General features: G+C 57.6%; 19 protein-coding genes and 1 tRNA gene. 7 read left to right on the top strand and 13 right to left on the bottom strand.

The genetic code is table 11. The features are described 5' to 3' along the window. Position 1 precedes the first annotated feature (1 nt). The 11 genes from rplS to INR77_RS11230 form a co-directional block, all read right to left on the bottom strand. Positions 2-370, bottom strand: coding sequence for a 50S ribosomal protein L19 (gene rplS, locus INR77_RS11180; RefSeq protein WP_305040806.1), 369 nt, complete (start codon positions 368-370; stop codon positions 2-4). After that, positions 367-1,212, bottom strand: a complete 846-nt coding sequence (trmD, locus tag INR77_RS11185; protein ID WP_223071133.1) for a tRNA (guanosine(37)-N1)-methyltransferase TrmD — start codon at positions 1,210-1,212, stop codon at positions 367-369. Before trmD ends, rplS begins: the two co-directional genes overlap by 4 nt. A 128-nt stretch (positions 1,213-1,340) precedes the next feature. After that, complete coding sequence (locus INR77_RS11190) at positions 1,341-1,517, bottom strand: hypothetical protein (protein WP_255573753.1); 177 nt, start codon at positions 1,515-1,517, stop codon at positions 1,341-1,343. 22 nt (positions 1,518-1,539) lie between these two features. After that, the gene (locus INR77_RS11195) at positions 1,540-2,367 is read right to left on the bottom strand and encodes a TIGR04222 domain-containing membrane protein (protein WP_223071134.1); all 828 of its coding nucleotides are present in this window, start codon (positions 2,365-2,367) and stop codon (positions 1,540-1,542) included. After that, entirely contained in the window at positions 2,367-2,927 is a 561-nt protein-coding gene (locus INR77_RS11200) for a hypothetical protein (RefSeq protein WP_223071135.1), read from the bottom strand. Before INR77_RS11200 ends, INR77_RS11195 begins: the two co-directional genes overlap by 1 nt. A gap of 5 nt (positions 2,928-2,932) precedes the next feature. Beyond that, on the bottom strand, positions 2,933-3,439 hold the full coding sequence (gene rimM / locus INR77_RS11205) for a ribosome maturation factor RimM (RefSeq protein WP_223071136.1): 507 nt from the start codon (positions 3,437-3,439) through the stop codon (positions 2,933-2,935). A 108-nt stretch (positions 3,440-3,547) separates the two neighbouring features. Then, positions 3,548-4,027 carry a 30S ribosomal protein S16 gene (gene rpsP / locus INR77_RS11210; RefSeq protein ID WP_223071137.1) on the bottom strand — a complete coding sequence of 160 codons (480 nt, stop codon included), beginning with the start codon at positions 4,025-4,027 and terminating at the stop codon, positions 3,548-3,550. A 49-nt stretch (positions 4,028-4,076) separates the two neighbouring features. Then, complete coding sequence (gene ffh, locus INR77_RS11215) at positions 4,077-5,546, bottom strand: signal recognition particle protein (RefSeq protein ID WP_223071138.1); 1,470 nt, start codon at positions 5,544-5,546, stop codon at positions 4,077-4,079. Beyond that, positions 5,539-5,694 (bottom strand): hypothetical protein, encoded by a 156-nt coding sequence (locus tag INR77_RS11220; RefSeq protein WP_223071139.1) that lies wholly within the window; start codon positions 5,692-5,694, stop codon positions 5,539-5,541. The genes ffh and INR77_RS11220 overlap by 8 nt, the downstream gene beginning before the upstream one ends. Positions 5,695-5,958: 264 nt before the next feature. Beyond that, positions 5,959-6,034, bottom strand: a tRNA-Ala gene (locus INR77_RS11225). A 98-nt stretch (positions 6,035-6,132) separates the two neighbouring features. Continuing rightward, positions 6,133-6,474, bottom strand: a complete 342-nt coding sequence (locus tag INR77_RS11230; RefSeq protein ID WP_223071140.1) for an FYDLN acid domain-containing protein — start codon at positions 6,472-6,474, stop codon at positions 6,133-6,135. A 165-nt stretch (positions 6,475-6,639) separates the two neighbouring features. Between INR77_RS11230 and aroA the strand changes: the two genes are divergently transcribed. From aroA to INR77_RS11265, 7 genes are all read left to right on the top strand, one after another. Further along, the gene (gene aroA / locus INR77_RS11235; RefSeq protein ID WP_223071141.1) at positions 6,640-7,956 is read left to right on the top strand and encodes a 3-phosphoshikimate 1-carboxyvinyltransferase; all 1,317 of its coding nucleotides are present in this window, start codon (positions 6,640-6,642) and stop codon (positions 7,954-7,956) included. Continuing rightward, positions 7,953-8,165, top strand: coding sequence for a hypothetical protein (locus INR77_RS11240; protein WP_223071142.1), 213 nt, complete (start codon positions 7,953-7,955; stop codon positions 8,163-8,165). The genes aroA and INR77_RS11240 overlap by 4 nt, the downstream gene beginning before the upstream one ends. Beyond that, positions 8,162-8,434, top strand: a complete 273-nt coding sequence (locus INR77_RS11245) for a permease (RefSeq protein ID WP_223071143.1) — start codon at positions 8,162-8,164, stop codon at positions 8,432-8,434. The genes INR77_RS11240 and INR77_RS11245 overlap by 4 nt, the downstream gene beginning before the upstream one ends. A 235-nt stretch (positions 8,435-8,669) precedes the next feature. Then, entirely contained in the window at positions 8,670-9,308 is a 639-nt protein-coding gene (locus tag INR77_RS11250) for a d(CMP) kinase (RefSeq protein ID WP_223071144.1), read from the top strand. Positions 9,309-9,522: 214 nt separating this feature from the next. Further along, complete coding sequence (gene rpsA / locus INR77_RS11255; RefSeq protein ID WP_223071145.1) at positions 9,523-11,232, top strand: 30S ribosomal protein S1; 1,710 nt, start codon at positions 9,523-9,525, stop codon at positions 11,230-11,232. A 113-nt stretch (positions 11,233-11,345) separates the two neighbouring features. Next, positions 11,346-12,101, top strand: a complete 756-nt coding sequence (gene gloB, locus INR77_RS11260; protein ID WP_223071146.1) for a hydroxyacylglutathione hydrolase — start codon at positions 11,346-11,348, stop codon at positions 12,099-12,101. Positions 12,102-12,109: 8 nt separating this feature from the next. Continuing rightward, entirely contained in the window at positions 12,110-13,084 is a 975-nt protein-coding gene (locus tag INR77_RS11265; RefSeq protein ID WP_223071147.1) for an NADPH:quinone oxidoreductase family protein, read from the top strand. 74 nt (positions 13,085-13,158) lie between these two features. On the opposite strand, the gene INR77_RS11270 is transcribed toward INR77_RS11265, so the two are convergent. Both INR77_RS11270 and INR77_RS11275 read right to left on the bottom strand, forming a co-directional pair. After that, complete coding sequence (locus INR77_RS11270) at positions 13,159-13,680, bottom strand: hypothetical protein (RefSeq protein WP_223071148.1); 522 nt, start codon at positions 13,678-13,680, stop codon at positions 13,159-13,161. Continuing rightward, entirely contained in the window at positions 13,673-14,167 is a 495-nt protein-coding gene (locus INR77_RS11275; RefSeq protein WP_223071149.1) for an ATPase, read from the bottom strand. Before INR77_RS11275 ends, INR77_RS11270 begins: the two co-directional genes overlap by 8 nt. Positions 14,168-14,223 lie beyond the last annotated feature (56 nt).

Here is a 14,223-nt window from a genome sequence, read left to right on the forward strand (position 1 = left end):
CTTAGCTCTTAGGAGCGTTTTCCCGACGTTCCGCGATACGCGCACGCTTACCGGTGCGGCCACGCAGATAGTAGAGCTTCGCACGGCGCACAACGCCGCGACGCACCACGGTGATGCTGTCGACGATTGGCGCATAGAGTGGGAACACACGCTCCACACCTTCGCCAAAGCTCATTTTGCGAACAGTGAAGTTCGAGCCCATGCCGCGGTTCGAACGGGCAATGACTACGCCTTCAAAGTTCTGAATACGCTCACGTTGGCCTTCGACAACCTTCACGCCAACACGAACGGTGTCGCCTGCGCGAAAGTTTGGAATTTCTTTTGTAACCTTGCTGATTTCTTCAGCTTCGATTTGCTGGATCAGGTTCACTGGTCCGTATCCTTTTTCTTTTGCCGCGCGCCAGAGGCAGACTGGACCGGATCGCCACAATAGCGTTCCCACAAGTCCGGCCTGCGTAACCGAGTGATCTCTTGCGCCTTTGCTTCACGCCAAGCCGCAATCTTCGCATGATCCCCCGATCGCAGCACTTCGGGGATCGTGCGCCCTTCCCATTCGTAAGGTCGGGTATAGTGCGGATACTCAAGAAGGCCGTCCTCGAACGACTCTTCAGTCCCACTAGAAGCCGCGCCCATTACGCCGGGAAGCAGCCGAATGCAAGCATCAAGTATGGTGATCGCGGCTGTTTCCCCGCCTGAGAGAACGATGTCGGCAAGGCAAACCTCTTCGATTTGCGGGCGAGCCTCGAACAGGCGCTCGTCAAAGCCCTCAAACCGTCCGCACAGGATGGTGACGCCGGGGCCACTGGCGATCTCGCGAATGCGGTCTTGCGTGATGGGTTTGCCGCGCGGGGTCATGGCGAGGATGGGCACAGGAACATCCTCCCCCACTGGGGGAGGTGGCCGCCGCAGGCGGTCGGAGGGGGCGCTTGTCTCGCCCTGCCCCTCCACCCCGCTCCGCGCGGTCCCCCTCCCCATGCTGGGGAGGACTGAATCCAAAGCCCGCGCCATCACATCGCACCTTAGCACCATCCCCGCCCCGCCGCCTGCAGGCGTATCGTCAACGGTTCGGTGCTTATCCGTGGTAAAGTCGCGCGGGTTGACCGTAGCGCAAGACCAATCGCCGCGCTCAAGCGCCCTACCCGCAAGGCTCGCGCCAAGGGGACCGGGGAACATCTCTGGGTAGAGCGTGAGGATGGTTGCGGCGAAGGTCATAAGCTTAATTCAAACTACCCGCTCGTGGACTTTGCAACAAACCTCCGACACACCCGCCAATCGAAATTCCGGCGAACAAAGACCACGCCAATGCCTCGGTCAATTGGAGATAGTGAGTTTCCATTGGCTTACCAAGTCACCCCATCCTTCGCCCGCGTATCGACATTGAGCTCAAACACGTCAGGCCGCGAATAGTGGCCGTCAGTATCAAGGCTGGTAAGCCCCTGCCCGCGCTCTGAGATGCCCAATTCGGCGTGCAAAGCCGCCTCACCGCGAGGTTCATTCAAGATGCTAAGGATGGTCACAAGAGCCCCTTAAGCAAGCTACCTAGCCCCCGCAACCACCGCAGCCGCCTCCGCAGCCTGAACCGCCTCCATCTCCATCACTGTCCCCGCTATAGCCTGCATCGCCGCCTGAGCCAGCCTGACGCGCTGCGTGGACAGGTTCCCACGGCGTACCAACAAGAACCGTCGTTCCAAACAAGGCAACCGCAAAGCCCGCCTCATTGGCTTGCGGGGCGCGTTTCAGGCGGCTGCCGTTTTCTTCCATGGTCTTGACCACTTCCTGGCCAGCAATGGTGCGCTTGTTACCAGTGAAAAACCGGATCAGCCCAAAAACGAATGTCACAATCAATAGCACGACAAGAAAGCCGGTTGGCTCGCCCAGCGCTGCGCCTGCCTGTTGGCGATAAAGACCAATCAAAAAGAGCAACGCATAAGGAAGTGCCGATAAAAAGCGCAGGCGCAAGCGCTCAGATGAATCCATCAAGAGCCCGCGCCGGATCAACCTCGCTTCCACGCGCTCGGCTTGGGCAGCGATGGATTTGTGCGCCTCGGAAGTCGTGAAATCGCCCACCTTGGCTAGCACTGCACGCTCAGCATCACCGTCGGCGCCTTCGCTTCTTTTGACCCGCAATCTTTTCTTGTCGCCAGATTCCAATGCCCCCTTGGCGAACAGCGAGGAAAGCACCGCAACATTCAAGCGATCCGCTCCACCTGTGAGCACGGCGACTTCTTCCAGATCGTCCACTTCACCGCGCTTGCCTTGAGGGCGCAGGTTCGCAGGGATCCAAAGCCCCGCAGCAACGCAGGTCAAAAGCATCACCACATAAAAGACGAGAAAGTCGCTGCCAGAATATGAACTGAAAAATTCCATCAGAAGATCACTCCAATCACAACGGCAATTGCAATACCCAGCGTAACCCAGCCCACCGCTCCCAGAATTGCAAGGCGGCGGTCAAGGATCATAACATCATGCGGGTTAATGCGAAGGCTCTTGGGATCGACCCCAAAGCGCCTACCTGCACTGGGCCAGATGTCGGCAGGTGGGGGCTCGCCAAAAGTCCTCTCATATGATCGAAAAGTCTGGGCATATTGATCGTAATACCGCGTGCGCTCGACTGTCCCTCCGGCGGTTGGTCCGTGGTGCAAGTCCATGCCCAGAACCGTCGGGCAAAATTCGCCCCAATACTCACGGCTGAATGTCAGGTGCAGATGCCACACCTGATCGACCGCATCCGACGGCGTAACCTCGTGCTCGGCGGTGCAGGCGAGATAGCAGAAACGCTTGTATTCGTGGATGACAGCCTCAGCGTGTTCAACCGTCCAGCGGTTCTCACGCGCAAGACGCGCCGCAAAGGTGAACTCGGCATCAACAGGGCCGATGGTGTAACCTTCAAGACGGCGCCAAAGATCGGTGTCGGCAAGAGCGCTCATAAGCGCTATTGGTCGGCGAAATCCTGGGCGATGACAAGTTTTTGCTCATCCCACTCGATCACCGCCTGCCTGGTCATGGGGACAAGAAGCGTCTTCATCCCCTTGGCTGGCGGGGGATCAAGGGTAATTTCTACGATGTCGGTCGCGCCATAATTCTGTACCGCTGCGACCGTGCCGATCACGCGGCCTGTATCGGTCTGCGCCTCCAGGCCAATGAGGTCGGCATGATAGTATTCGTCTTCGGCAAGTTGCGGCAATTCTTCGCGCGGTACGCTAAGCGTGGTGCCGCGCAATTTTTCCGCAGCATTTCGCCCGTTCACTTCGGCAAAGCGAGCGACCGCCCCGCCCTTGTTATCAGAACGAATTTTTTTGAGGGTGAGCTCGCCTGAATTGAAGCTCTTATGCGCTTTCAGCGCCTCAAGCCCTTCGCCAAGCAGTTTCAGACGGACCTCGCCCGCCACGCCATGCGCGCCAGTTACGGCGGCAAGGACAATCGGTTCGTTTGAACTCATTTACAGAACTCCGCTCGCCCTGAGCCCGTCAAAGGGCTGCAGGTCCCCTTCACAAGGAAAAACGATCCTTTGACAAGCTCAGGATGAGCGGGTTTTGGCATGAAAAGTTTAGCTCTCTGGCTTCTCTTCACCGCCCTCTTCACCAACAGCTTCTTCAGCAGGAGCCTCTGCCGCTGCTTCTTCTGGCGCTGCTTCTTCAGCAGGTGCTTCGGCTGCCGCTTCTTCAGCTGCTTTCGCTGCCTCTTCGGCTTCTTTCGCCTTCTCAGCCTTCTCTTCAGCACGCTCTACGGCTTTCTCGCCGGGCTTACCCTTGTTCGGGTTGTTGCGTGCTTCACGCTCAAGAATGCCAGCAGCATCGAGGAAGCGGTGTACACGGTCCGAAGGCTTCGCACCAACCGAAAGCCAGTGACGGGCACGGTCTTCGTTCAATTTCACGCGCTCAGGATTGTCCTTGGCGAGCAGCGGGTTGTAGGTGCCGATTTGCTCAAGGTACTTACCATCGCGCGGAGCTCGCGAGTCAGAGACGACGATGCGGTAGTAGGGACGCTTTTTCGCACCACCGCGCGAAAGACGGATTGCAACTGCCATTATAGATTACCTTTCAAGTGTAACTGTCTGTATTATTTTGAATTCGTGGTTATTTCTTTTTGGGACCGCCAAGGCCGGGAAGACCGGGTGGGAGCCCGCCGCTGGGACCGCCCATGCCGGGTAGGCCACCGGGCATTGATCCGCCCATGCCAGGGGGCATCCCGCCGCCACCAAACATGGCAGCAAGGCTTTTCAGGCCGCCCATTTTCTTCAATTGCTTCATCGCCTTGGACATTTCCTGATGCATTTTCAGGAGCTTGTTCACGGTCTGAACATCTGTACCGGAACCGGCGGCGACACGCTTCTTGCGCTTGGCGTTCATCAAATTGGGATTGGCGCGTTCTTTGGGCGTCATCGAACCGATAATCGCGTCCATATGAACCAGCACTTTGTCGTCCATGTTGGATGCAGCAAGCGCTTGCTTCGCCTTCTTCATGCCAGGCATCATGCCCGCAAGCATCCCGAGGCCACCCATATTCTGCATTTGCTTCAATTGCATACGCAGATCGTTGAGGTCGAATTTGCCCTTCTCGAAGTTTTCAGCGAGCTTTGCCGCCTCTTCCTCTTTGATGGTCGCTGCCGCCTTTTCAACAAGGCTGACAACATCGCCCATGCCGAGGATACGGTCGGCAACGGAAGCGGGGCGGAATGTCTCAATGGCGTCGAGCTTTTCGCCCGTACCTGCAAATTTGATCGGCTTGCCCGTGACCGCGCGCATCGATAGCGCAGCACCGCCTCTGGCATCGCCGTCCATACGGGTAAGCACAACGCCGGTAAGCGGTACTTCACCCGAAAAGCTTTGCGCGACATTCACCGCGTCCTGACCGGTGAGGCTATCGACAACAAGGAGCACTTCGGTAGGCGCAGAAACCTGCGATACGGCCTTCATTTCGGCCATCAAAGCTTCGTCGACGTGCAAGCGGCCTGCGGTGTCGAGCAGGAGAACGTCGAAGTTTTGAAGCTTTGCCGCGCCCATTGCGCGCCGCGCGATATCGACCGGCTGTTGCCCTTCAATAATCGGCAGGGTCGCGACATCGACCTGTTCGCCCAAAACCTTGAGCTGTTCCTGCGCCGCCGGACGGTTCACGTCCAGGGACGCCATCATGGCTTTCTTGCCGTGGCGCTCGCGGATCAGCTTGCCAAGCTTTGCAGTGGTCGTGGTTTTACCGGAGCCCTGAAGACCCACCATCATAATCACAACCGGCGGCGTGGCGTTGAAGTTTAATTCTTCGCCAGCACCAACTTCGTCGCCCTCGCCTGTGAGCATGGCGACAAGTTCGTCATGGACGATCTTGACGACTTGCTGGCCCGGTGTGACCGATTTGAGGACGTCTTGACCAACGGCCTTCTCTGTTACCGCATCAATAAACCGGCGCGCAACGGGAAGGGCGACGTCGGCTTCGAGCAATGCCACGCGCACCTCGCGCATCGCATCGCGAACGTCTTGCTCTTTGAGGCTGCCGCGGCCTTTAAGTTTATCGAATACCCCGCCAAGACGGTCGGACAAGTTGTCAAACATAGTTCACGCCTCCCCCGTTGTTGGCCGCTAATTCTTGGTAGTCGCGATGCCGAACCGAAAAAGTGGTATCCATTTTTTCTGGCATCACTCCGCGACCTTTGAGCTTGTCAAAGACGCCGCCTAAGCGATCGGACAGATTGTCAAACATCTTCAACTACTCCTCACAAGACCACATGAGCCCTGATAAACGCGAAAAACGCCGGCGGACGAAACCTCGTCGGCCAGCGTGCGGAAATCCTCGACAGATAACCGGCTTTTTTAGTCTAACGCCATCGGCTTGGATTTTTCGACTGGGTGGAGGCGAAAATTGTGGCTTTTCGTGACCCGGAGCGCAGCGATCTTAAGGATCGTGAGCACCGGAAGCGCGAAAACCCGCAATTTGCAGCCCGCCCAGGCGGAAAAGACAAGTCGATGGTGGAGCCTAGCGGGATCGAACCGCTGACCTCAACACTGCCAGTGTTGCGCTCTCCCAGCTGAGCTAAGGCCCCGTATCATCGTTGTGTTGGCATTGTTTCAAACGCCATACCCTCGCTTTCACGAGGGAGCGCCCCATTAGGACTGCCCCTCGCGAAACGCAAGAGCAAAATCAGTTATCGTCGTTGTCGTCGTCATCTTTCGATGCGGTCACGCCAAGATCGTCGTCGCCACCAAGGTCGACATCGTTATCGGGCGAGTCTTCAGCGTCGTCGATATTTTCGATGTCTTTGAGATCATCATCTTCATCATCAGCCGCCAGATCGGTGTCAGCTTCGCCGTTCTTCGCCTTTTCAGGGTCGTCGATCGGAATTGGCTGCTTGGATTTCAGAACAGGCTCTGGATACCACTGGTGACCGTTCGGGCTTGTCACAGGGTTATCATTGCCAAGATCATAAAAACGCTCGCCCGTTTGCGGGCAGGTGCGCTTTGTTCCCCATTCGGGTTTAGGCATTTGGTTGGTCCTTATCTGGTCCCGCCACAATGGACGGGCAGTAAATCAATAACTGTCATTTGGGCCGCGCATTGAAGGAATCAAGTCATCGCGCGGCTTTGATCGGCGCGCGCCTTGCCATAGCCTTGTAGCGCTGTCAAAGAACCGTCCGAAATGCATACCACAATGACCAGTCATACATTCACATCATCGCCCCCGCTCAAGGGCCGTTTAACGGTTCCCGGCGACAAATCGATCAGCCACCGCTCCCTTATGTTCGCAGGGCTTGCCGTTGGAGAATCGCGCATCACCGGATTGCTTGAAGGCGAGGATGTCCTCGCCACCGCAGCGGCGATGCGCAAGCTGGGCGCTGATATTGAACGATTGGGAGACGGAACTTGGGTGGTTTACGGCGCAGGGCTTGGCAGCCTGCTCGAACCGCGCACCGCTCTTGATATGGGCAATTCTGGAACCTCGACGCGGCTGATGATGGGTCTTCTGGCAAGCCATGCCGTCAGTGCAACCTTTGTGGGCGATGCGAGCCTTTCTGGCCGTCCCATGAACCGCGTGATCGAGCCACTTAGCCAGATGGGCGCATCGTTTGAGGCGTCGAGCGGAGGCACCCTGCCCTGCATGGTGCGCGGCGCGTTTCCGGCAGTGCCAATCACATACCGCCTGCCCGTAGCGAGTGCGCAGGTAAAAAGCGCGGTCCTGATCGCTGGCCTCAACACGCCCGGTATTACAACGGTGATCGAGCCTGTCGCCACACGCGATCACACCGAGCGGATGCTTACCGGATTTGGCGCGCAGCTGGAGATCGGCGAAGACAAAGGCGAGCGCGTCATTACTATTCACGGTGAGGCGGACCTGACCGCGATGGATGTGACCGTCCCGGGCGACCCTTCATCAGCGGCATTCTTCCTCGTTGCGGCAAGCATCATTCCGGGAAGCGATCTTGTGGTCGAAAACGTCGGCCTCAATCCTACGCGCGCTGGCATTGTGACAGTGCTCAAGCAAATGGGCGCTGACATTGAGGAATTGAACGCCCGCGAAGTCGGCGGCGAGCCCGTCGCGGACCTGCGCGTCCGTTATGCTCCGCTTACCGGGATCGATGTGGACCCGGCCATCGTCCCAAGTATGGTGGATGAGTTCCCCGTTCTGTTTGTCGCCGCTGCTCTTGCCAAAGGAACCACGCGCTGCACGGGTCTTGAGGAATTGCGCGTTAAAGAAAGTGACCGCATCGCCGTAATGGCAGCCGCTCTCACCGCAGCAGGAGCCCGCGTTGAAGAGCAAGAGGACGGCCTCACCATCTACGGCACGGGCGGAGAGCCTCTTAACGGCACATCAGGCGAGCCTGTAAAAACGCATCTCGACCACCGGATTGCGATGAGCATGGCGGTGGCTGGCCTTACAAGCAAGAACGGTGTCGAAGTCGACGACACCGCTCCGATCGCGACGAGCTTTCCGAGCTTTATGGAGCTTCTCGAAGGGGCAAGTCGATGATTGGCCAATACCGAGACACTCTTATGACTCTCGCCGTCGGCATTCCTGTACTGGCGGGGATGATCATCAAACACGGAGGCCTTAAGGAGACGTGGAATCAAAACAATGGCGGTCTAATTATTACCATAACTGTCATTTTAATCATCCTCGGACACTCGGTTCGCAAGGATCGCCAGAAGGTAGCTGAAATCCGAAAGGGGCAGGATTGAACACTCCGCTCGACATATACTCCCTCATCGGCTTCGTCGGCACGGCCTGCATCATCGGTGCCTACGCCTATCTGACTTATGTCGATAAGCCCAATCCCTTCATCCTCCACGGGACCAATCTCACTGGCGCAGGCCTGCTCACCATCAGCCTTCTGGTTCACACCAATTGGCCAAGTCTCGTGCTCGAAGGCTTTTGGGCGGCGATTGCCATATTTGGACTGTACAAAGCCTTGCGAGCCCGCGCGCAAAGCGACAAAACGGTGCAATGATCAAAACGATCTTGAGCCTAGGGGGAACGCCGAGACGCCGCCGTCTTGCAGGCGCTCTCATCCTCTTTACAACAGCAATCGCATCGTCGGCCTTGCGCAATGGAGGCCAATTTCTGACGATTGATATGGCATCAAATCTCGCGATTGCTGCTATTGTGTTTGGACTGCTGCACTTTCGGTGGCGAAACCGGGAAAGGCGCGAATTGACGCCGGGGAAGCTTGAGGACACATTTTCATGATCATTGCCGTCGACGGGCCTACAGCATCAGGCAAAGGCACCATTGCCAAGAGGTTGGCCGCGCACTTTGGCGTGCCCTGTCTTGATACGGGCCTTCTTTACCGGGCGGTGGGGCGTCAGGTTGCGATGAATGGCGGCGATCCTGACAACCCGATAGATGCACTTGCAGCCTGCGATTTTCCCGATGCGCTGCTTGACGACGACATCCTTCGCACTGAGGAGACAGGCGGCCTTGCAAGCCGCGTCTCGGTTCACCCCGAAGTGCGCGAGGCCCTGTTCAAACGGCAACGCGCTTTTGCAGAGCAACCCGGCGGCGCGGTGCTGGACGGACGCGATATTGGCACCGTGATCGCGCCTGATGCGGACGTAAAGCTGTTCATCACCGCAAGCGTCCAATCCCGGGCACGACGTCGCTGGCTTGAGATGGTCGAGAAAAAACTCGACCACGAAGAGGAAATCCCGCTTTCTGAAATTGAGAAGGACGTTGTCGCCCGTGATGCGCGCGATATCAATCGTAAGGACGCGCCTCTTAAAGCCGCACCCGACGCCTTGGTGATCGATACCACCACTTTTGACCGCGAACAGGCTTTTGAACTGGTCCGCGAGGCGGTTGAAGAGGCTCTCGCCAAGACGTGAAATCGCTTGCAATTGCGCCCTGTTCCCGCTAGGCGCGCGCCCGTTCCGGACATCGTTAGCGGTGAACAGAACCTTCGCTCGTGCATTCGGCCTTGCGGAGATGTCGGCCTCTTGCCCCGCAAGGCCAGCGCAATGGTGCGTCAGGCGGCGGTTTAAGACCCGGAGAAAAACTCCGTGGCCGGTAACAAACAAAACCAAGGATTAGCCAAGACTTATGGCAACCTCACCTAACCCGACGCGCGACGATTTCGAAGCGCTCCTTAACGAACAACTCGGCGGCGCCGGCGACGAAGGCTTTGAAGGCCGCGTTGTTATGGGCACTGTCACTGCAATCGAAGCAGGACACGCCGTTATCGACGTAGGTCTTAAAAGCGAAGGCCGCGTCAACCTCAAAGAATTTGCACGCGGCGAAGACGACCACGGCTTGTCGGTTGGCGACGAAGTCGAAGTCTATGTCGACCGCGTTGAAAACGCTGACGGCGAAGCCATGCTGTCGCGTGACCGCGCTCGCCGCGAAGCAGCGTGGGACAAGCTCGAAAACGAGTTTGGCGAAGGCAAGCGCGTAGAAGGCCGCATCTTTGGCCGCGTCAAAGGTGGCTTCACTGTCGACCTCGATGGCGCTGTTGCATTCCTTCCCGGCTCACAAGTCGACATCCGCCCTGTGCGCGACGTCACGCCGCTTATGGAAGTGCCTCAGCCTTTCCAAATTCTCAAAATGGACCGTCGCCGTGGCAACATCGTTGTCTCGCGCCGTGCCGTTCTTGAAGAAACTCGCGCCGAACAACGCAGCGAGCTTATCAACGACCTTGCCGAAGGTCAGGTCATCGACGGCGTGGTCAAGAACATCACCGACTACGGTGCATTCGTTGATCTTGGCGGCATTGATGGCCTCCTCCACGTCACCGATATGAGCTACAAGCGCGTCAACCACCCAAGCGAAGTGATCGCCATCGGCGACACCGTGACGGTTCAAATCGTACGCATCAACGCCGATACTCAGCGCATCAGCCTTGGCATGAAGCAGCTTGAAAGCGATCCATGGGATGGTGTGGCAGCGAAATACCCAGTTGGCATGAAGCTTTCGGGCCAAGTCACCAACATCACCGAGTATGGCGCGTTTGTTGAGCTTGAAGCTGGTATCGAAGGCCTTGTCCACGTCTCTGAAATGAGCTGGACCAAGAAGAACGTCCACCCAGGCAAGATCGTCAGCACTTCACAAGAAGTCGAAGTGGTGATCCTCGAAGTCGACAGCGACAAGCGCCGCATTTCGCTTGGCCTCAAGCAGGCTCAAGGCAACCCATGGGAAGAATTCGCAGAGAAATTCCCAGTGGGCGCGGAAGTCACCGGCGAAGTCAAGAACGCGACCGAATTCGGTCTGTTCATCGGCCTCGATGGCGACGTCGACGGCATGGTCCATATGTCGGACATCGCATGGGGCATCTCTGGCGAAGACGCGCTGGCGCTTCACCGCAAGGGCGAAGAAGTCAAAGCTGTTGTGCTCGACGTTGACGTTGAGAAAGAACGCATCAGCCTTGGCATGAAGCAGCTTGAAAAAGGCGCTCCAACCGAAGCAGGCGCAGCGGCCGCTGGTTCGCTTCGCAAGGGCGAAACCGTCACTGTCACCGTTCTCGAAGTTCGCGATGGCGGCCTCGAAGTTCAGGTTGGCGACGATGGCGCAACCGGCTTCATCAAGCGCTCTGACCTTGGCCGTGACCGCGACGAACAACGTCCAGATCGCTTCCAGGTCGGCAGCAAGGTCGACGCAATGGTCACCGGTTTCGACCGCTCGAAAAAGCCAAACTTCTCGATCAAGGCGCGTCAAATCGCCGAAGAGAAAGAAGCAGTGCAACAGTTCGGTTCATCCGATTCAGGCGCATCGCTCGGCGACATCCTTGGCGAAGCGCTCAAGGGCAAAGAAGACTAAGTCTTTAGTCACACTGGCAAACCGAAAACGGCCCGCCCGCAGCAATGCAGGCGGGCCTTTTCTATTGCGAGATGCACGATTAGAGTGGCGCTTGAGAAGAGGATCCCCACCCCATGCTTGAAGTCCATCAATTCCCGTGCCTTTCCGACAATTACGGCTTTCTGCTGCACGATCCATTGAGCGGAGAAACCGCCGCAATCGACACCCCTGATGGGGGAGAATATCTGAAACAGGCAAAGGCCAAGGGCTGGACCATTTCGCAAATCTGGAACACGCACTGGCACCCGGATCACGCTGGCGGCAATGGCGAGATTGTAAAGGCGACACACGCGAAGGTTATCGCGCCACAAGAGGTGGAGAAGCTCTCCCAAATCGACCAGGTGGTATCGCATGACGACATTGTCACTATAGGCGACCATAAAGCGCGCGTGATTGACGTGTCGGGCCACACCAATGGCCATGTTGCATTTTACTTGGAAGACAGCGGCATGGCTTTCGTCGGCGACAGTGTCTTTGCCCTTGGTTGTGGTCGAATGTTCGAAGGCGAGCCTAAGCAGTTTTGGGATAGCCTTTCGCGCATCAAACAGCTTCCCGAAGACACGGTTCTTTACTGTGCGCATGAATACACTCAGGCGAATGCGAAATTCGCGCTCCACGCTGACCCCGACAACGCTGAGCTTCAAGAATACGCTGCTGAGATCGACGACAAGCGCGCTCGTGCAGAGGCGACTGTCCCGACGGTGTTGGGGCGCGAGCTGGCCACCAACCCGTTCCTGCGCGCCGACGATCCGGCGCTGCAAGCGCGCTGGGGCGGCGATGCGCCGCACGAAACCTTCGCCGCCATTCGCGCCGGCAAAGACAACTTCTAAGCTCTCGCGTGCAAGCGTTACGGGTTCAAGAACTATCGCCGGACCTTTCAGGGGTCCATCTGGTCGAGTTACCAGAGCCAAGCCGCGCGCCGGGCGAAGTCTTGGTGCGCGTCAAAGCAGCGTCTTTGAACTTCCCCGATTTGCTGATGACCAAGGGGGAGTATCAGTTCAAGCCAGAGCCCCCTTTCACCAGCGGCCTTGAGATGGCGGGCGAAGTGATTGAAGCAGATCCCGGCAGCGGCTTCACGCCAGGCGATAAGGTAATCGGCGGCAATAAGACAGGAGCGTTTGCGGAGGTCATTAGTCTCCCCGAACGGGGCCTTTCCCCCCTTCCCCCCGGTCTCACCTTTGCACAGGGCGCGGCGATGGGAGCGGCCTATCAGACTGCTTACACCGGGCTTGTCGAACTAGGCGGATTAGAAGCCGGACAATGGGTTTTGGTTCACGGCTCAAGTGGCGGCGTGGGATTGGCGGCTTGCGATCTTGCGAAAGCCTTGGGAGCGCGCGTGATTGCAGCCACAGGGGTTGAGGCGAAACGCGCAGCAATCGAAGCCGCCGTCGAACCAGACGCTGTTATCACCGCGAAGGGCCGCTTTCGCGAGCAAGTGGCGGACCTCACAAATGGCAAGTTATGCGACATCGTCTTCGATCCGGTAGGCGGCGATGTTTTCGACGAATCGACACGCTGTGTGAGCTTTGCTGGCAAGCTTATCGTGGTCGGCTTCACCAGTGGGCGCATCGCAGAGATTGCGACCAATATCCCTCTCATAAAAGGCTTTAGCGTCGTCGGACTTCGCGCTGGCGAATACGCTCGGCGCTTTCCCGAACGAGGCCAAGCGATCAACGAAGCGATTGCCAAACTGGCAAGCGCAGGACGCATCACGCCAACAATTGACCGCACCCTGCCGCTCTCACACTGGCGCGAGGGCTTCGACGCCATGGCGCGCCGGGAGCTGGTCGGGAAAGTTGTGCTTGAAATGTGAGCTCCTGCGAAAGCAGGAGCCTATCTCGAAAGGTTGGATGATGGGCTCCTGCTTCCGCAGGAGCGCAACTCATCTCAGAGCGACGAGATAACCTCGTCAGCGAGTGCCTTGTCAGCATCCTTATCATGTTTGTCAGCGATAATCTTGCGCGAGGCCGTAGCAGCCGCGTCTACCGCAGTAGCGCGCACACCTGCGACAGCTTCACGCTCTGCCGCTGCGATCTTGTCTTCGGCCATGCGCTTGCGACGCTCTACCATCGCCTTGCTGTCTTCTTCAGCCTTGGCGAGGATTGCGTCGGCTTCACGCTGAGCGCCTTCCATCATGGCTTCAGCGTCTTTTTCAGCGCCAGCAATCTTGGCTGCATACTCGTCGCGCAAAGTCTCTGCTTCAGCGCGAAGCGCCTTGGCTTCATCAAGCTGGGCTTTGATCTCGGCAATCTTCTTGTCGAGCCCGCCGGCAATCGCGGAAGGAACCTTCTTCCACAGGACAATCGCAATCAACACAGCCATCGAGAGGCTGACCCATTGATAGTCCTGAAGGCCAAAGGCCGACGGCCCCTCGCCCGCTGCGATTGTGAGAGAAATGAGATTAGGCATCTGTAAGCGCCTTCTTCACCGCAGAGCGAGCGCTCCGCTTGTCAACTTTAGTACCAGCAAGCCGGGCAACGATTTCCTGCGCTGCTTCGGTCGCCACATCTTCGACCTCGGCCATCGCGCTCTCACGCGCTGCTTCGATCTCGGCTGCTGCTTTCTCAAGCTTGGCATCGAGACGCTTTTGCGCCGCTGCCAGCTTCTTCTCTGAGGAAGAGGCCGCTTTGGCCTTCGCCTCTGCGATCAACCCTTGCGCCGCAGCACGGTTTGCATTCTCACGCTCACGCCACGCTTCTTCTTGCGTGTCAGCCGCGTCGCGGGCTGCCTGAGCTGCTGCGAGATCGTCCGCGATTTGTTTGTCGCGAAGTTCAACAGTGCTCATCACTTTGGGCACCATTCCGCGCCCGATGAGGAAGAAGGTTATGCCAAAGAACACCAGCATCCAGAAAATCTGACTGGAATAAGTGTCTGCTAATTGGGCTATCTGAGGCATGGATTAGGCCTTCGAACGTGAGGGGGCGAGAGCGTTAGTTGATAAAACACCTCCAG

Origin of the sequence: Erythrobacter sp. SCSIO 43205 (assembly GCF_019904235.1) — a bacterium.
GTDB lineage: Bacteria > Pseudomonadota > Alphaproteobacteria > Sphingomonadales > Sphingomonadaceae > Erythrobacter.